The organism is Selenobaculum gibii, assembly GCF_030273445.1.
Classification (GTDB): domain Bacteria; phylum Bacillota; class Negativicutes; order ICN-92133; family ICN-92133; genus Selenobaculum; species Selenobaculum gibii.
On sequence record NZ_CP120678.1, the window covers coordinates 775,422 to 792,884 of the forward strand.

Consider the following 17,463-nt stretch of genomic DNA (forward strand, 5'->3'; position numbering starts at 1 on the left):
GGAAGGTGTTACCCATACGGTGAGAAGATGGGTAACACCTTTATTATTTTTGAATTTGGTATCATTTCATTTAAAGTACCATATATTTTGGTACGGGGGTGTATGTAATGCCGAAAAAGTGGAATGATTGGAAAAGTTATTGGGATAATGAAGAGGATTGGATGTATGCTTATGATGAGGAAAAACCATATAAAAAGGATCTGAAAAAGATTGCGGTTGCTGGGTCTGTTTTTATTGTTTTTTATGCCATTCAGGCATTCCATAATCCAACTGGAGAAGTTCTTAAAGAGTATACGAGAAATGTTCTGGAGTGGAAAATGGATTTTAAAGAAATTACACAGGGCGTTCAACAACATTTACCAAGTATTGATTCTGATATATTAAAGCATGCACAAGCGGTAATTGCTCGACCGACAAATCCTTACCAATATATGAATATTCCGGTAGAAGGAGAAATTGTCTCTAACTTCGGTTGGAAAGATGATGAAAAAGGCAAACCGCAGTATTGGCAGGATGGAATTGAGTATAAAGTACCTTTTGGAACGAAGATTAAAGCAAGTAGTACTGGAAAAGTAAAATCTATTGCTCAAACTGAAGAACGAGGAAAAATGGTTGTTTTGTCTCATGCAAACGAGATTGAAACGGTATATGGATATTTAGAAGATGTAAAAGTAAGTGAAGGAGATCGTGTGACGCAGGGGCAAATCATTGCTACAAGTGGAAATAAAGTGCATACAGAAGAGCCAATGTTGTATTTTGGTATGCGTGAAAAGGGAATATCTGTTAACCCAAGTGATAAGGTAAGACTTAATTCAAGTCAAGGTCTAAATTCATCTGAATCCTAGCTATATTTATTTAATGATTGAGAAAATCACCCGTGCCCTATTAATATAATTCCCATTTCGCGAAGAGGCGAGCTTGTAATAGCGCGGAGTAATTTTTCATGTTGAATCGCTTATCTCGTTAGATAATATGGTTAGTCATTGAATAGAAGATTGACATTTAAAAATATGATAGGAGCGTGTATCTAGTTTGCGAATTGGCAAGTTCAGCGGTATTATTGTAAAAATAAATCGCTGGTTTATTTTTTTACTAGCACTATTTTGTATCACTGGATTAACGCAGCAAGTTTTAGTAGCTTTCATTAGTGTTTTTGTACATGAAATTACTCATGTTATTGTATCCACTTATCTTGGAGTGAAAGTACAAGAAGTTGAACTTTTTCCGTTTGGTGGAGCGGCTAAAATAGAGCGATTGTATGAAACATCGCGTTGGAATCAGTTTTTGATTTTTGCAGCTGGGCCTATGATGAGCTTGACTCTAGCTGCTATTTTTTATGGAATAAATTTATTATATAGTCATTCATTGTTACAAGAATTGTTTGAAATGAATTTTATGCTAGGTTGGTTTAATTTAATTATTGCGACTCCATTAGATGGTGGCAGAATGTTACAAATTTTCTTAAGTGGATCGGTAGGGTATGTAAGGGCGGGAAAAATTTCTCTTTTTATTAGTCGATTTATTTGTTTAATATTTTTAGGTAAGTTTATTTATGATTGCGTATTTTTGGATATCATCAATTTCTCAATTCTTTGTGTAATCATCTTTATTATTATTGTAGCAAATAAAGAGAGTAAGGTTGTTCAATATAATATTCTGAAATCTATCATGCGTAAAGAAGAAAGGTTAGCTGATGAAGGCTGTAGCGAATCAATGACATATACCGCTTTACATACTATACAAGCAAGAGATATAATAAAGTGTTTAGCGCATACGCAATACCATATGGTTTTTGTTATTGATTATGCGCATCATTTACTGGGGACTTTAACGGAAGTTGAAATTTGGGAAGCTTTAGCGAGAAAGCGTAGCGATATAACATTAGGCGAAATTTTGCTTGCAAAAGAAGGGACATAAGTCCCTAAAACTTCAAAAAAGCAGGATTTTTTTTGTCTTTCAAGAAATTTATAAAGCTATAGTAAAAATATTCCGCAAGGGTAAACTAGATAAGTCAGATACAGTAGAAAAAGATATATGTTTTATGGAGGTTATAATTTTCATGATAAAACTTACCCCTGCTGTGATTAATTCGGTAACAAAACCGGGGCGATATACAGGCAATGAATTGAATATGGTGAAAAAAGAATTACAAGATATTGATTTTCGTATTGCATTAGCTCTGCCAGATGTATATGAAGTTGGGATGTCTAATCTCGGTTTAAAAATTTTATATCAAGTATTAAATAACCAATGTAATATTTATGCAGAACGTGTATATACTCCTTGGGTAGATATGGAAGAAAAGATGCGTGCGCAAAAATTACCGCTATATTCGTTAGAAACATTCACCCCGATTAAGGAATTTGATATGATTGGATTTTCCTTGCAATATGAAATGATATATTCAAATGTGCTTACGATGCTTGACTTAGCACAGATTCCTTTGTTGACAAGTGAACGTAAGGAAGAGGATCCATTTGTTGTTGGTGGTGGACCTTGTGTTTATAACGCAGAGCCAGTTGCCGATTTTTTTGATTTTTTTGTGATTGGCGAAGGGGAAGAAGTTATTATTGAAGTAGCAAATGCTTTCATTTCATGGGAAAAAGCGGGGAAACCAGAAGGACGGAATGGGTTTTTAAAACGTGTTGCAACGATTGATGGTATTTATGTTCCATCATTATATGAAGTACTGTATAACGAAGATGGAACGATAAAAAAGGTGAAATCGTTGACGGATGAAGCAAAGCCAGTGATTCAAAAGCGTTTAATTAAAGATATGCGCCAAAGTGCGTTTGCCACAAAACCAGTTGTACCATATATTGATGTTGTTCATGATAGAATTATGTTGGAATTGTTTCGTGGCTGCACACGGGGGTGTAGATTTTGCCAGGCTGGTATAGTTTATCGTCCAGTACGCGAAAGAACGAAAGACGAATTGGTTGGTTTGGCAAAACAAATTTCTGAAAATACCGGATATGATGAAATTTCCTTGACTTCACTAAGCTCCGCGGATTATTCTTGTCTACCGGAACTCGTGGATGATTTGATGGATGAGTTGAAGGAAGCTGGGGTAAGTATTTCGCTTCCTTCACTTCGTATTGATAGCTTTTCCATAGATTTAGCACATAAAGTGCAACAAGTTAGAAAAAGTGGGCTGACTTTTGCACCGGAAGCAGGTACGCAAAGGATGCGTGATGTGATTAATAAAGGTGTTACGGAAGAAAATTTAAAAGAGGCTGTAACAGCGGCTTTTCGTCAAGGGTGGACAACCGTGAAGCTTTACTTTATGATTGGGTTGCCAACAGAGACGGATGAAGATGTCATTGGAATTGCGCAGCTAGCACAAAAAGTTGTGCAATGGTATAAAGAAGTCAAAGGGAAACGTGGTGCAAGGGTAACGGTAAGTGTCTCTTGTTTTGTACCGAAACCACATACTGCTTTTCAATGGTTTGGGCAAAATACGATGGAGGAATTGGAACGAAAACAACGACTACTAAAAGAAAACATAAAAGATCGGGCAATTAATTTTAGTTATCACGATGCCAAGACCAGCTATTTAGAAGGAGTTTTTGCACGAGGTGATAGACGACTTGGAAAAGTATTGCTAGAAGCATGGAAGCTTGGAGTAAAATTTGATGGTTGGTCAGAACATTTTAAATATGAAACTTGGTTAGAAGCTTTTAAAATTTGTGATGTTAATCCAAATTTTTATAATCAACGGGAACGGGATAAGGAGGAAATCTTACCATGGGATCATTTAAGCAGTGGCGCGAATAAAGAGTTTTTCTTAAGGGAATATAAAAATGCCGTTAGTGAAAAGTTTACGCCGGATTGTCGCCATGATAGATGCAGCGCTTGTGGTGTTTGTCAGAATTTAAATGTTCAAGTAATAGACTGGAAGGAGGATGCAAGGAATGTGTAAGATTCGCAGTGAAATTACTAAAGGAGAAGAAATTCGTTATATTTCTCATTTGGATTATGCTTCAGCGGTTGAGAGAGCAATTCGCCGGACGAACTTACCAGTTGCGTATTCAGAAGGGTTTAATCCCCATATGAAAATATCTTTTGCATCAGCGCTTGCCGTTGGTGTAACAAGCGATGCTGAGTATATGGATGTTGAATTTAAAGAACCTATTTATGTGAAGGGGTTCTGTGAGACAATGCGTAATCAATTACCTCCAGGCATTGAGTTGTTACGTGCAGTTGAAATTGTTGATAAACAACCTGCTTTGATGGCGATTGTGAATTCGGCGGTTTATCAGGTTTGTCTTCCATATGATTGTGATTTTTCAAAAATTAAAAATGCTGTAAAATCTTATAATGAAGCAGAAATGATGATGTTTACAAGATTTTCTCCTAAAAAAGGGAAAAAAGAAATTGAAATAAAACAATATATGGAAAGACCGATTTGTGTAATGACGAAGGGAACAACAGCTATCTTGGATATGTACGTTAAGATTACACCTATGGGCAGTATAAAACCAGGAGAAGTTCTACAGGCCATAGCCGAAAAATTTGACTTCCCAATATATCTTGAAGATGTATTGATTCACCGCAAAGGAATTTATGCCAATGGGTCAACACCAATTGACTTATTGATCAATGAAAAATAGAAATACATAAGTAAATAAAAGTTTACTTAAAAAGGTTTGGAGAGAATGAAATGAAGTCTATTATCGTGAATGTTGTTCCAGAAGAGACGAGAATGGCGATATTAGAAGAAAATGAATTGATGGAATTGTCAGTAGAGCGGAACTTACATGACCACATTGTTGGAAATATTTACAAAGGGAGAATTCAAAATGTCTTGCCGGGGATGCAGGCGGCTTTTGTTGATATTGGTTATGAAAAAAATGCTTTCTTATATATTGGTGATGGCTTACCTAAAGACGCTGTGAAGTCAATTTCAAAGAATGAAACATTTCATGTAGGACAAAATGTTTTAATTCAAATTGTAAAAGATGCGATTGGAACGAAAGGACCACGAGCGACAACTCATCTGACTCTGCCCGGACGCTATGTTGTCTTAATGCCGACAGTAGATTATATCGGAATATCAAGACGAATTGAAGAAACTGATGAACGGGAAAGGCTAAAAGCCGTTGCTGAAAAAATTTGCCCTTCAGGTATGGGGATGATTGTTCGTACGGTAGCGCAAGGCAAAAGTGAGGAAGTTCTAGAAAAGGACATTCATTACTTGGCGAATTTATGGCAGTCAATTACGGCACGAAGTAGAGTATCAGGCGCATTGACACTTTTGTACCGCGATGCGGATTTGGTCATTCGGATTGTTAGAGATTATTTATCTTCAGATGTTGAAGAGTTAATTATTGATCATCAAGAATCATATCAAAGGGTTTGTGATTTGCTTCAAACGACTCCCGAGTTACTAGAAAAGGTTAAGCTGTATACAGGGCGAGAAGGGGTTTTTAAACATTACTCTATTAATGAAGAAATAGAAAAAATGGGAAAGCGTGAAGTCGAATTAAAATCAGGTGGTTCAATTGTTATTGATAAAACAGAAGCTTTAACAGTGATTGATGTCAATACGGGAAAATTTGTTGGTAAGACGAATTTATCTGATACCGTATTTCAAACGAATATTGAAGCTGCCGAGGAAATTACAAAGCAGATTCGATTGAGGGATATTGGCGGAATTATTATTGTTGATTTTATTGATATGGAAACGGAAGAACAGAAGCAGACGATCCTTAACGTGTTAGAAGAAAAAGTAAAAAAAGATCGAACGAAAACAAATATCGTAGATATAACAAGTCTTGGTTTGGTTGAAATGACAAGAAAGAAATCTCGTAAGAGTTTTGAAGGAATGCTCTATAGTACTTGTCCATATTGTGAAGGCAGAGGCAGGGTAAAATCACCAGAGACGGTTAGTATTAACATAAGCCGTGGACTAAGAAGAATTCATAAAAAGAAAAATGCCAGTCATGCTTATTTAATTCAAGTACACCCACAAGTAGCAGAAAGTCTTTTAGAAACGGATATCTTAACTAGGCTAAAGATTGAATTAGGATGTACAATAAAAATAGAAGCATTAGCGAGCCTCCATCCAGAGGTTTACTCCATCTTGCAGTTGGATGAATTATAGATTGACAAGCAATTTTTTTTATGATAAAATTCTACGATGTAGGCAATGTAATTGCTTTCCCAAACCGCATGGTGAGGTCTTGATAAACAGAGTTTTCTGTACCGTAATCAGCGAGTATACATATAGGGAGGTGTAATGATGTACGCAATTATTCAAACTGGTGGTAAACAATATCGTGTTGCTGAAGGCGATACTTTATTTGTTGAGAAAATTGAAGCTAACGAAGGCGACGTAGTAGAATTTGATCAAGTTCTTACTGTTGTTAAAGATGGCGAAGTTGTTGTTGGTAAACCTGTTGTTGCAGGTGCTAAAGTAACTGCTAAAGTTGAAGCTCAAGGTAAAGGTAAAAAGATTTTAGTTTTCAAATATAAAGCTAAAGCTAATTATCGTAGACGTCAAGGTCATCGTCAACCATTTACAAAAGTTACTGTTGAAAAAATTGAAGCTTAAGTTATGGTAAGGCGAAGCGGTGTAGAAATAGAAATATTTCGCAATGCATTAGGTCTTGTAGTCGGATTTTCGGCAAAAGGGCATGCTGGAACAGCAAAGCATGGCAAAGATATTGTTTGTGCGGCTATTTCGGCATTAACGCAGACTACTGCGTTAGGACTGGTGAAGCATTTAAATCGGGAGATTGATCTTCAGCACGCAAGTGGTGATATGGTTGTCCGTTTAAAAGCAAAGCCAGATGCATTGACGAATGCTGTTTTTGAAACGATGATTCTTGGGTTAAATGAGATCGAAAAAATAAATCCGCAAGGTGTGCATATTTTAGACGCACAGGAGGTGAAATGAGTATGTTTAATTTTAATTTACAGTTGTTCGCTCACAAAAAAGGTGTTGGTAGCACCCGTAACGGACGTGATAGCGAATCTAAACGTCTTGGTGTAAAACGTCAAGCTGGTACCGTTGTTACCGCTGGCAGCATTTTAGTTCGCCAGAGAGGTACTCACTTCCATCCAGGTCAAAACGTAGGCATTGGTAAAGATGATACCTTATATGCTAAAATTGCTGGCAAAGTGGCTTTTGAACGTAAAGGTCGTTTTGATAGACAAGTTAGCGTTTATGCTGTGGAAGAAGCTATCTAATAAAACATTACCTGCGGCTTTAAGTCGCAGGTATTATTTTTATCCGATAATGGTGTAGTTGATGAGTAAACTCTTTCGTGAGAAAATGTTAGTTATCGGCAATAAAAAACGTTATTGTTTTGTGATGTATAAAAAGCTGGTAGAGTGTTTACCAGCTTTTTATACATCACAAAAAGGAGTTTTATAGGAAAGAGCAGAATCAAAATCATATGTATGGGATATGAAGGAGGCTGTTGCTATGGAAAAAGAATTGAAGAATCAAGTTGTATGTGATGAAATTGTACTTGCATTAAGAAAGCAGCAACATGATTTTATTAATCATATTCAAGTTATTCAAGCTTACCTACAGATCGGTAAATTGGATAGAGCTTTGCGTTATTTAGATGGAATTGCACATGACGTTGGTGCTGTAGATCGTATTATAAACGAGTTAAACTGCAAGAATATGTGCCGGGCATTGAGTAATAAAAAATAAAATTACATATATTAATGATAGTTAGCCTAAAATACAGGATTTGTGAAAATGTTTATTTAAAAAGGAGATAGTAATGTTTATAGATAGAGCGAGAATTCAAATAAAAGCTGGAGACGGCGGACATGGAATGTCAAGCTTTCGCAGAGAAAAATTCGTTCCTAAAGGTGGTCCCAGTGGTGGCGACGGTGGCCGTGGGGCGAGTGTTGTTCTAAAAGTAGATCCTAATATGAATACTTTGATTGATTTCCGTTATAAACGTAAATTTGTTGGAAAAAATGGAGATAACGGCGGTACGAAAAATTGTTATGGACAAAATGCTGAACCTTTAGTGGTTAAAGTACCTGCAGGCACAGTAGTAAAAGATGCTGAAACAGGTGAAGTATTGGCGGATTTAACGGAAATTGACGAAGAAGCAGTATTAGCTCATGGTGGGCGTGGTGGACGTGGTAATGCAAAGTTTGTAAATAGTGTAAATCGTGCCCCAACTTTTGCTGAAATGGGTGAACCAGGAGAAGAAAGAGTTTTACAACTAGAATTAAAACTTTTAGCCGATGTTGGTTTGGTAGGTTATCCGAGTGTTGGGAAGTCCAGTATTATTTCTATGGTGTCAGCTGCGAGACCTGAAATTGCAGCATATCACTTCACGACATTAGTTCCTGTGCTTGGTGTTGTTAGCCTTGGCGAGGGACATAGTTTTGTTATGGCAGATATTCCAGGACTTATTGAAGGTGCCCATGAAGGTGTTGGTTTAGGACATGACTTCTTACGGCATGTTGAGCGAACAAAGATTATTTTACATGTAATAGATGTTTCTGGAATAGAAGGGCGCGATCCTATAGAGGATTACCATCGAATTAATAAAGAACTTCGTTTATACAATGAAAGATTAGCAAAACGTCCACAGATTATCGCGGCAAATAAAATGGATATTCCTGAGGCAAAAGAAAATTATGAGAAATTAAAAGCTTTTGCAAACGAGCAAGGGATTGAAATCTTCCCGGTATCCGCAGCAACGAATGAGGGATTAAAACCATTAATTGAGCGCGTATCACAAATGCTCGATGAATATGTAGAAGAGCCGGAAGCAATTGAAGAAGTTAAAGTTTATCAGGCAAAACCTGATGATGAAATTACAATTTCGCGTGATGAAGCAGGTGATTTTGTCGTTAAAGGGAAATATATTGAAAAACTAGTTGCGATGACGAATTTTGAGAATGATGAAGCGCTGCAAAGATTCCAATATATTTGGCGTGTAAAGGGCATAGAGGATATGTTAAAGGCGCATGGGGTAAAAGAAGGCGACACCGTTCACATCGGTACAATGGAATTTGACTATAAAGAATAGGAGCGATTTATTTGATAAGAAACACACTAACGGGAAAACAAAAGAGGTTTTTACGTGCGATGGGATCGACTTTAGATCCAGTTGTACAGATTGGTAAAGGGGGACTTGTACCTTCGATTGTGACAAGTGCCCTGGATGCTATTCAAGCACGTGAATTGATTAAAGTAAAGGTGTTGCAAAATTGCCTTGAAGACCCTAGAGCTGTAATTGAAACGCTTGCGGATCGTACGAATACGGATTTAGTACAAATTATCGGTCGAAATGGTCTTTTATATAAGAAAAATTTTGAAAAAACCAAAATTGAACTCCCAAAATCGAAGTAAATAGAGGTAGTTTCCATGGATACAAGAGCTGAGCTGAAAAAAGCAAAACGTATTGTGATTAAAGTTGGTACAAGTACGTTAACTTATAGTACAGGAAAATTAAATTTTTCAAGGATAGAAAAATTAGTTCGTGAACTTTCTGATTTAGCAAACCAAGGAAAAGAGATTATATTAGTTACGTCTGGTGCCGTTGGTGCAGGAATGGATCGGATGGGACTTAAAGAAAGACCTAAAACGATTCCTGAAAAGCAAGCATTAGCTGCAGTTGGGCAAGGCATTCTCATGCATACATATGAGAAAATTTTTGGTGAGTATGGACAAACTGTTGCACAAGTTTTATTAACAAGGGAAAATTCTCTGCAGCATCATCAATATACACATTGTCGAAATGCATTATTGACGTTATTGCATATGGGAGTTATTCCAGTCATTAATGAAAATGATGCGGTGGCAGTAGAAGAATTGAAAATCGGCGATAATGATACTTTATCAGCAACTGTTGCAACTTTAGTTGATGCAGATGTGTTAATTATACTATCGGATATTGAGGGCTTATATACAGCAAATCCGCAAACCGATAAAACGGCAAAACTTATTTCAGAAATAAAAGAGATTACACCGGAGATAGACGCTCTCGCTGGCGGGGCAGGATCTAAGCTAGGTACAGGTGGTATGTTTACTAAAATTCAAGCGGCTAAAATTGCTGGTAATGCTGGTGTTACTATGCTGATTGCATCAGGCAGTCGAGAAGGTATTGTTTGTGATATATTAGAAGGTAAATCTTTTGGTACAATTTTTCCCGCAAAAGAGGCACATTTAAAAGTGCGAAAAAGTTGGCTGGCCTTTGGGACAAGGATTGTTGGTGAAGTATCGGTAGATGCTGGGTGTCAAGCAGCGCTTTTAAATGAAGGATCAAGTTTACTTGCGGTTGGTATTACAAAAGCTTGCGGAAAGTTTTCGAAAGGCGATACTGTACGGATTTTATCTGAACATGGACAAGAAATTGCACGTGGAATGATTAATTATAATGCGGACCAGTTGAACCTTATTTTAGGCAAATCCACGAAAGAAATAAAGAATATTCTAGGTGTATTAGCGGTAGATGAATTCTAGGTGTATTAGCGGTAGATGAAGTTGTTCATCGTGATAATATGATTTTGATGGCATAAATGGGAGCTGGTGCGAATGATGACTTACATTCAACCAGCTTATTATTTTGATTGACGAATATAGTTGCAACATATAGAATAATTCTTATACATAATTGTAAGGCTCTTATAATATTTTTATTTGATTTGTAAAATATATTTTCATTATTTCTTTTTAAGTAGATAAGTCCTTTAATGTATTTGCGAAATACATATTATTTTTAGAAAGGTTGATCTTTATGGATTATATTGCGCAATTGGAAGAAAAAGCGAAATTGGCTAATCAGGCAGCTAGGGTTATGGCTGTTTTATCAACGACTGAAAAAAATAATGCTTTATATGCTATGGCTAAAGCTTTAGAGGAAAAACAAGGTTTTATTATAAATGAAAATAAAAAAGATTTGGCAAATGGTAAGGAAAAAGGACTATCGACTGCTTTATTAGATCGTCTGATGTTAGATGAAGCAAGGATTCAAGCAATGGCTGAGGGTCTTAGGCAGACTGCTGCTTTGCCTGATCCAATTGGTGAAGGAATATCGTCTACGCGTCGCCCAAATGGCTTAGAAATCCAAAAAGTCCGCGTTCCACTTGGTGTAATTGGAATTATTTATGAAGCTAGACCAAATGTTACTGTAGATGCAGCGGGATTATGTTTGAAATCTGGAAATGCAGTAATTTTGCGTGGTGGTTCAGAGGCAATCCAATCGAATATGGCCATTGTAAAAGTTATTGGTGAAACCATGGAAAAATCTGGTCTCCCTAAAGGCGCGCTTGGGTTCATAGACACAACCGATCGAAAAGTAGTAAATGCGATGTTAAAATTAAATCAATATTTAGATGTCATTATCCCACGTGGCGGTGCTGGATTAATAAAAACTGTTGTTGAAAATAGTTCTGTACCAGTGATTGAGACGGGGACTGGTGTTTGTCATACCTATGTAGATGAAACAGCAGATTTTACTATGGCAATGAATATTGCACTAAATGCAAAGGTGTCCCGACCAGCAGTTTGCAATGCCATGGAAACTTTACTTGTACATCAAGCAATTGCAAGCGATTTTCTCCCAACGATGTTAGAGCAATTCATTGAGGTGGGGGTAGAAATTCGTGGTTGTAGTGAAACGCAAAAATATCACTCTGCTGTCATTGCAGCAACAGAAGAAGATTGGCAAGCCGAGTATGGAGATCTGATTTTAGCGATAAAAGTAGTAGAGAATATTGATGAAGCTATAGAGCATATTGCTAAATACAATACAAAACACTCGGAAACAATTGTCACGAAAGACTATGATATGGCGCGTAAATTTCAACAAGAGGTGGATGCGGCAGCTGTATATGTGAATGCATCTACTCGTTTTACTGATGGTTTTGAATTTGGTTTTGGTGCTGAGATTGGAATTAGCACACAAAAACTTCATGCACGTGGTCCGATGGGGTTGCCTGAACTAACAAGTATTAAGTATTTAATTTCAGGTTCAGGGCAAATTAGATAAATGAATAGGTTTATTGCATATATACGAGCGTTTTATGCATATATTCAAACGCCGAAAGGAAGGTATGATTTTTTAGATTTTTTACGTGCCTTCCTTATCATAATTTTAGTCAGCGTATTTATTGGTGCATTTTTACAAGAATTGATGAAGTTATAAGAGATAGTTTATAAAAGGACTGTATATGGGAGCATTTATCATGATAGAAAAAGTACGGAAAATCGGTATTATGGGAGGAACTTTTGATCCGATTCATATTGGGCATTTAGTAACTGCTGAAGCTGTTCGAAATGAGTATTCTTTAGATCGTGTATTATTTATACCAGCGGCAAATCCACCACATAAAAAAGATCAACATGTCACGCCTGCAATTCATCGTTATATTATGACGGCGATGGCAACGTATTCAAATCCTTTTTTTCATGTTTCCTCAATAGAAATGGATCGCCCAGGCCCTTCGTATACGATTGATACGATTTATGAATTGAGAAAAAGGTATGGAACGCAGACGGAAATTTATTTTATTACAGGTGCGGATGCGATTCAGGAAATTCCTACTTGGGATAGAATTGAGGAACTACTTGGAATCTGCCATTTTATTGCTGCTACTAGACCTGGCTGTGTACCTAGTGTAGATAATATAAAAGAGCACTTTGGTGAATTAGGAGAGCAAAAAATTCATCGCTTAAATACCCCTGAGCTAGAAATATCTTCAACGGATATTCGTGAACGTATAAAAAAAGGATATTCTATAAAATATATTGTTCCGGAGAGTGTGGAAAATTATATTATAAAAGAAGGTTTATATCTGTAAAAAATAAAAATGTTGGCATATATTTTGGTATATTTGTACATACTGTTAGAGTAGTGCAAAGTCCATAGAAAGAGAGGTGATGGAAAGTGACGAAAACTCTCTATGTCGGCAATCTACCATGGTCAACTACAGACGAAGCGTTAATGGAAGCTTTCAGTGCTTATGGCGGTGTAGTATCGAGTAGAATTATTACAGATAGGGAAACTGGTCGCTCAAGAGGTTTTGGTTTTGTAGAAGTTGATGATAGTGATGCCGATAAGATGGTATCAGCTATGAATGGTACAGACTTCGGGGGTAGACAAATCGTGGTTAACGAAGCAAAACCTCGGCAAGACTAAAATAATATAGTATAATACTAAAGGGTATTGCAGCGAATTTTTGCAGTACCCTTATAGTTTTTTCGATTTATCGTAATCAAAGAAAATAACTTCCTTCAAATAAAGGAATGCAGGATAATTTTCAGCTTTAGCGAATTTAGCAGAAGAAGGTGATTTTGTGGAATTTAATGAGCTAAAGAAAATTTTAATGACAAAGTTAACGAATAAAAGATATCAGCATTCTCTGGGAGTTGCTGATACGGCGGCGTTATTAGCAAAGCGCTTCGGCTGTTGTATTGAAAAAGCGAAGATAGCTGGACTTATGCATGACTGTGCAAGAGCATTTTCAAATGAGGAATTACTGCTTATGGCGAGTGACCTTGAAATCCAGGTTGGGGCGATTGAGAGGAAATCACCAGTTTTATTACATGCTTACGTTGGTGCCATGATTATTGAGAAGACCTATGGGATATTTGATGTCGAAATACAACAAGCGATTCGTAACCATACAACGGGTGGGAAAAGCATGGGGCTTCTTGATAAGATTATTTATTTGGCTGATGTAATTGAGCCATCACGTAATTTTTCTGGAGTTGAAAAATTGCGTGAATTAGCAAAGCAAGATTTAGATGTAGCCGTTTTAGCTGCATTAGATCAATCTATTATACATATCATAATGCAAAAAGGTTTAGTTCACCCTGATACAATTTTTGCGCGTAATGAACTTTTGTTAAAGGATGAATACATGGATGGGTAAGTTAAATCAAAAAGTACGAAAAAAGCGGAGACTTAGGATAGACCGCTGTATTCTGCTGATTATTATTTTAATTGTCGCATGTTTTGCAATTGGCTTTCTTATAAAAGGTGTATATGCGGTGGGGCAAAATGCATATCAATTTTGTCAGAATATAAGTCAAGATTATCAGAAGAGAATGAGTTTCCAAGCGAAGTTTCAGAGTGAAAAATTTAAAAATTACACGAATATACTTCTCATTGGTGTCGATGATGGTGATATTGATAATGCAGGGATGGCAAAACGGGCTGATGCTCTAATGATGATGAGCATCAATCATGAGACGGGAAGTTTAGAAATAGTATCAATTCCAAGGGATACTTATGTAAATATTCCGGGGAGAAATACACTGGGACGTATAGCACAGGCGTATAGTTATGGGGAGACACAATTGACGGTAAGAACTGTCGAAGAGTTATTAAAAATTCCGATAAACCATTATATTGTGGTTGACTGGGATACTTTTGTTGGAGTCATAGATACTCTTGGGGGAATTGATTTATATGTTGAAAATGATATGTATTATGAAGATCCTTATGCAAATTTAGTCATTGACTTAAAAAAAGGATTTCAACATTTAGATGGAGTATCTGCTGGGAAATATGTACGGTATCGAAGCGATGATTTAGCTGATATCGGGCGAGTTCAAAGACATCAGAGAATATTAAAGGCAATTTATACACAAGCTCTGCATGTAGATGCTATTGTTAAAATACCGGAAATATTTGATATCATAAATAAAAATGTTACGACAAGCTTGTCAGCCTTTGATGTAGCAAAGATAATAAAGTATGTAGATCATGTGAGTCAAGACTCAATAAGAACCCAAATGATTCCTGGAGATTTAAAAACGATGAATAATGAAAATGTTTGGGTGATAAACGAGGGCGAATTAAATCGTCTTCTAGATCAAATATTTATTGATAATGATAAAATAAAAACTGAGTAGTTTGTTTAGGAGGAAAAAATGAATATTAAAAGTGAAAAATTAAGTGAAATGATAGCAAAAGCAGCGAGTGATAAAAAGGCTCGAGATATTGTAATTATGGATATGAAAGACATATCTTTAGTTACAGATTACTTTATTGTGTGTAGTGCAAATTCTAGTACACAAGTTAAAGCGATAGCAGATAATATAGAGGATGAATTAGGAAGAGAAAACATCTTTTTCACACATAAAGAAGGATATCGTGAAGGCAGATGGATATTACTAGACTATAATGATTGTGTAGTACACATTTTTGTTGAAGAAGAACGTCAATTTTATAATATTGAACGTTTATGGGGCGATGCGCCGACAACTAGATATGAAGATTAGAGGATGCATATGAGTGATAAAGAAAATAACAGACTAAAACCAAGTACAGTTGCTACTTTGGAAGTAGTAAGAAAAAGTGAAATGGGTGCTTTCTTAGACGCTGGCACAGGGAATACTTCTGATGATATTTTATTGCATAAAACGCAGCAGATTCGTTCGGTTGAAATAGGTGAAAAGGTGGATGTTTTTTTATACCTTGATCCTAAGGGGCGGCTTACTGCGAGTATGAGAGTGCCGCAAATGCGAGTTGGACAAATAGCCCGTGTGAATATTATCAATACGAGTAAAGATGGTGCTTTTGTGGATGTTGGAGCTGAGCGTGGTATTTTTATGCCATATGCAGGCATGCGCGGTAAAGTACAAGTTGGTGAAAAAGTATGGGCAAAACTATATATTGATAAATCAGGACGACTTGCAGTTACTATGGAAGTTGAAGATGAATTAAGAAGAGCTTCAAAACCAGCGGAAGGAATTAAAGTTGGCGATAAAGTAAAAGGCACGGTTTACAATTATACTGATCAAGGTGCATTTATTTTTACTGAAGCGCGCAATATTGCCTTTATGTATAATGGCGAAATGATTTCTAGACCTAGAGTAGGGGAAGAGGTAGAAGTTAGAGTTACTTTTTTGCGCGAAGATGGCAGATTGAATGTATCTATGCGCCCAGTGAAAGAAAATGCCATTGTAGTTGATGCTGAAAAAATTCTAAATTTACTCAAAACTCGTGGTGGTAAAATGCCTTATAGTGATGAAACCTCAGCAGAAGTAATAAAAGATAAGTTCAATATTAGTAAATCTGCTTTTAAAAGAGCAATGGGATCATTATTAAAAAATGAGCTAATTGAACAAAAAGATGGATGGACATTTTTGAAAAACAACGAATAAGATTTTATGTTTAATTTTTGGCAGGATTTTTTTCCACAGATAGCGAATTTGATAAAAAAATGTAGTTCTAATTTTAAGCAAGGGATACTAAATGTTATATAGAGTGGAGGAATTTCGATGAGTGACAATACTGTTGATAAAAAAGGAATTTTACTAGAAACTGGTACAAATGAATTTGAAATTGTAGAGTTTAATATTGGTAAAGTTAGTTATGGAATTAACGTAGCAAAAGTTCGTGAAGTTATCAATCGTGATTCGGTTACCGTTACTAAAATGCCACAGGTTCATCCATTTGTAGATGGTTTATTTACTTTACGTGGCAGAGTAATGCCTTTAGTCAATTTACCGCGTTGTTTAAATGAAGGTGGAGAAATTGAGCCTAAAAATATAATTGTTACGGAAATTAATAATTATAATATGGGATTTTTAGTCGATACTGTATCAAGGATACATCGCATTTCATGGACTGAGATGGAACCTGCTCCTAATGTTGGAGATACATCTATGGTTGTTGGTGTAATTAAGATGAGTGATAAAATTGTTCTTTTGCTTGACTTTGAAAAGATCATTGCTGAAATTAATCCTGAAATTAATGCAAAATTAACTACTTTTGAAGATACTCATGATGATATTAAGGAAAAAAGAACGAAACAGCCGATTGTTGTAGCGGAAGATTCTCCAATGTTACGTGATCTTTTAGTTGGAACATTACATGAGGCTGGATATCGTAATGTACATGAATATAGTAATGGTAAATTGGCATGGGAAGCGTTAAGTAGAATTTCTAGAGAAGATAAACCAGTGTCGGAAAGTGTAAAAATGATTATTTCTGACATTGAGATGCCGCAAATGGACGGACATCATTTATTGACATTGGTTCGTGCAGATCAACGTTTAAAAGAAGTACCTTTGGTATTTTTCTCTTCGTTAATTAATGATGAAATGCGCCGTAAAGGTGAGTCTATTGGTGCAAATGGTCAGATTTCAAAACCAGAAATTGCACAATTGATAGATTTAATTGATACTTTAATTTTTGGTAAGCATGATTGATTCATTTAGAAAAGATGGTTATAATAGGAATGAGGAATAATTTTATCCTTATTCCTATTATTTTTTATATAAGGCTGTGAAGCAGAGTTGTGATAAAGAAGCTTGAAGCAAATGACTTTTTGTTTTTAATTGTTTTTTTTAGTTGGTTGCCATCGGTTGATATGGACCATTTATCAATCTTACAATATGTTGGGTTGGAGGTAGCGATATTATGGAGTGTAGCATTTTTATTAAAATTTTTTGTACGATAAAAAGCAGAGGAAAGATGTAAGAATTTGATTCTTGATCATCTTTCCTCTGCTTTATTATAA

18 protein-coding genes and 2 pseudogenes are annotated in these 17,463 nt (G+C 36.1%); all 20 read left to right on the forward strand.

Annotated elements, in window-relative coordinates; translation table 11 throughout:
• The first annotated feature begins 107 nt into the window (after positions 1 to 107).
• The 20 genes and pseudogenes from P3F81_RS03580 (at position 108) to P3F81_RS03680 (ending at position 17,152) form a co-directional block, all read left to right on the forward strand.
• Positions 108 to 845 (forward strand): M23 family metallopeptidase, encoded by a 738-nt coding sequence (locus P3F81_RS03580; protein WP_147667720.1) that lies wholly within the window; start codon positions 108 to 110, stop codon positions 843 to 845.
• 187 nt (positions 846 to 1,032) lie between these two features.
• Positions 1,033 to 1,917 (forward strand): M50 family metallopeptidase, encoded by an 885-nt coding sequence (locus P3F81_RS03585; RefSeq protein WP_147667721.1) that lies wholly within the window; start codon positions 1,033 to 1,035, stop codon positions 1,915 to 1,917.
• A gap of 142 nt (positions 1,918 to 2,059) precedes the next feature.
• Positions 2,060 to 4,613 (forward strand): annotated as a pseudogene (locus tag P3F81_RS03590) (TIGR03960 family B12-binding radical SAM protein).
• A 50-nt stretch (positions 4,614 to 4,663) separates the two neighbouring features.
• A complete protein-coding gene (locus P3F81_RS03600; protein ID WP_147667724.1) occupies positions 4,664 to 6,106 on the forward strand; it encodes an Rne/Rng family ribonuclease in 1,443 nt (480 codons plus the stop codon).
• A 138-nt stretch (positions 6,107 to 6,244) separates the two neighbouring features.
• Entirely contained in the window at positions 6,245 to 6,556 is a 312-nt protein-coding gene (gene rplU, locus P3F81_RS03605) for a 50S ribosomal protein L21 (RefSeq protein ID WP_147667725.1), read from the forward strand.
• Between the two features lie 3 nt (positions 6,557 to 6,559).
• Positions 6,560 to 6,901: a ribosomal-processing cysteine protease Prp gene (locus tag P3F81_RS03610; protein ID WP_147667726.1), complete on the forward strand. Its 342-nt coding sequence runs from the start codon at positions 6,560 to 6,562 to the stop codon at positions 6,899 to 6,901.
• Positions 6,902 to 6,903: 2 nt separating this feature from the next.
• Positions 6,904 to 7,194: a 50S ribosomal protein L27 gene (gene rpmA / locus P3F81_RS03615; RefSeq protein WP_147667727.1), complete on the forward strand. Its 291-nt coding sequence runs from the start codon at positions 6,904 to 6,906 to the stop codon at positions 7,192 to 7,194.
• 238 nt (positions 7,195 to 7,432) lie between these two features.
• On the forward strand, positions 7,433 to 7,669 hold the full coding sequence (locus P3F81_RS03620) for a Spo0B domain-containing protein (RefSeq protein ID WP_147667728.1): 237 nt from the start codon (positions 7,433 to 7,435) through the stop codon (positions 7,667 to 7,669).
• A gap of 73 nt (positions 7,670 to 7,742) precedes the next feature.
• A complete protein-coding gene (gene obgE, locus P3F81_RS03625; RefSeq protein WP_147667729.1) occupies positions 7,743 to 9,014 on the forward strand; it encodes a GTPase ObgE in 1,272 nt (423 codons plus the stop codon).
• 11 nt (positions 9,015 to 9,025) lie between these two features.
• Complete coding sequence (gene yhbY, locus P3F81_RS03630) at positions 9,026 to 9,337, forward strand: ribosome assembly RNA-binding protein YhbY (RefSeq protein ID WP_147667730.1); 312 nt, start codon at positions 9,026 to 9,028, stop codon at positions 9,335 to 9,337.
• Between the two features lie 15 nt (positions 9,338 to 9,352).
• A pseudogene (gene proB / locus P3F81_RS03635) lies at positions 9,353 to 10,506 on the forward strand (glutamate 5-kinase).
• Positions 10,507 to 10,724: 218 nt separating this feature from the next.
• Positions 10,725 to 11,978, forward strand: a complete 1,254-nt coding sequence (locus P3F81_RS03640; protein WP_147667732.1) for a glutamate-5-semialdehyde dehydrogenase — start codon at positions 10,725 to 10,727, stop codon at positions 11,976 to 11,978.
• Positions 11,979 to 12,134: a hypothetical protein gene (locus P3F81_RS03645; RefSeq protein WP_309320633.1), complete on the forward strand. Its 156-nt coding sequence runs from the start codon at positions 11,979 to 11,981 to the stop codon at positions 12,132 to 12,134. It abuts the gene before it with no gap.
• A 40-nt stretch (positions 12,135 to 12,174) separates the two neighbouring features.
• Entirely contained in the window at positions 12,175 to 12,789 is a 615-nt protein-coding gene (nadD, locus tag P3F81_RS03650) for a nicotinate-nucleotide adenylyltransferase (protein WP_147667733.1), read from the forward strand.
• 86 nt (positions 12,790 to 12,875) lie between these two features.
• The gene (locus P3F81_RS03655; RefSeq protein ID WP_147667734.1) at positions 12,876 to 13,127 is read left to right on the forward strand and encodes an RNA recognition motif domain-containing protein; all 252 of its coding nucleotides are present in this window, start codon (positions 12,876 to 12,878) and stop codon (positions 13,125 to 13,127) included.
• Between the two features lie 157 nt (positions 13,128 to 13,284).
• The gene (yqeK, locus tag P3F81_RS03660; protein WP_147667735.1) at positions 13,285 to 13,863 is read left to right on the forward strand and encodes a bis(5'-nucleosyl)-tetraphosphatase (symmetrical) YqeK; all 579 of its coding nucleotides are present in this window, start codon (positions 13,285 to 13,287) and stop codon (positions 13,861 to 13,863) included.
• Complete coding sequence (locus P3F81_RS03665) at positions 13,856 to 14,848, forward strand: LCP family protein (protein ID WP_177505177.1); 993 nt, start codon at positions 13,856 to 13,858, stop codon at positions 14,846 to 14,848. Before yqeK ends, P3F81_RS03665 begins: the two co-directional genes overlap by 8 nt.
• Before the next feature lie 18 nt (positions 14,849 to 14,866).
• A complete protein-coding gene (rsfS, locus tag P3F81_RS03670) occupies positions 14,867 to 15,217 on the forward strand; it encodes a ribosome silencing factor (RefSeq protein ID WP_147667737.1) in 351 nt (116 codons plus the stop codon).
• A gap of 9 nt (positions 15,218 to 15,226) precedes the next feature.
• Positions 15,227 to 16,102 (forward strand): CvfB family protein, encoded by an 876-nt coding sequence (locus tag P3F81_RS03675; protein ID WP_147667738.1) that lies wholly within the window; start codon positions 15,227 to 15,229, stop codon positions 16,100 to 16,102.
• A 117-nt stretch (positions 16,103 to 16,219) separates the two neighbouring features.
• The gene (locus tag P3F81_RS03680) at positions 16,220 to 17,152 is read left to right on the forward strand and encodes a chemotaxis protein (RefSeq protein WP_147667739.1); all 933 of its coding nucleotides are present in this window, start codon (positions 16,220 to 16,222) and stop codon (positions 17,150 to 17,152) included.
• The last annotated feature ends 311 nt before the right edge of the window (positions 17,153 to 17,463 follow it).

Excerpts from the sequence above, each read along its gene's own strand:
- P3F81_RS03580 (WP_147667720.1), top strand. The coding sequence starts at position 108 with ATGCCGAAAAAGTGGAATGATTGGAAAAGTTATTGGGATAATGAAGAG.
- P3F81_RS03600 (WP_147667724.1), top strand. The coding sequence starts at position 4,664 with ATGAAGTCTATTATCGTGAATGTTGTTCCAGAAGAGACGAGAATGGCG.
- rplU (WP_147667725.1), top strand. The coding sequence starts at position 6,245 with ATGTACGCAATTATTCAAACTGGTGGTAAACAATATCGTGTTGCTGAA.
- P3F81_RS03610 (WP_147667726.1), top strand. The coding sequence starts at position 6,560 with ATGGTAAGGCGAAGCGGTGTAGAAATAGAAATATTTCGCAATGCATTA.
- rpmA (WP_147667727.1), top strand. The coding sequence starts at position 6,904 with ATGTTTAATTTTAATTTACAGTTGTTCGCTCACAAAAAAGGTGTTGGT.
- P3F81_RS03620 (WP_147667728.1), top strand. The coding sequence starts at position 7,433 with ATGGAAAAAGAATTGAAGAATCAAGTTGTATGTGATGAAATTGTACTT.
- obgE (WP_147667729.1), top strand. The coding sequence starts at position 7,743 with ATGTTTATAGATAGAGCGAGAATTCAAATAAAAGCTGGAGACGGCGGA.
- P3F81_RS03640 (WP_147667732.1), top strand. The coding sequence starts at position 10,725 with ATGGATTATATTGCGCAATTGGAAGAAAAAGCGAAATTGGCTAATCAG.
- P3F81_RS03645 (WP_309320633.1), top strand. The coding sequence starts at position 11,979 with ATGAATAGGTTTATTGCATATATACGAGCGTTTTATGCATATATTCAA.
- nadD (WP_147667733.1), top strand. The coding sequence starts at position 12,175 with ATGATAGAAAAAGTACGGAAAATCGGTATTATGGGAGGAACTTTTGAT.
- P3F81_RS03665 (WP_177505177.1), top strand. The coding sequence starts at position 13,856 with ATGGGTAAGTTAAATCAAAAAGTACGAAAAAAGCGGAGACTTAGGATA.
- rsfS (WP_147667737.1), top strand. The coding sequence starts at position 14,867 with ATGAATATTAAAAGTGAAAAATTAAGTGAAATGATAGCAAAAGCAGCG.
- P3F81_RS03675 (WP_147667738.1), top strand. The coding sequence starts at position 15,227 with ATGAGTGATAAAGAAAATAACAGACTAAAACCAAGTACAGTTGCTACT.
- P3F81_RS03680 (WP_147667739.1), top strand. The coding sequence starts at position 16,220 with ATGAGTGACAATACTGTTGATAAAAAAGGAATTTTACTAGAAACTGGT.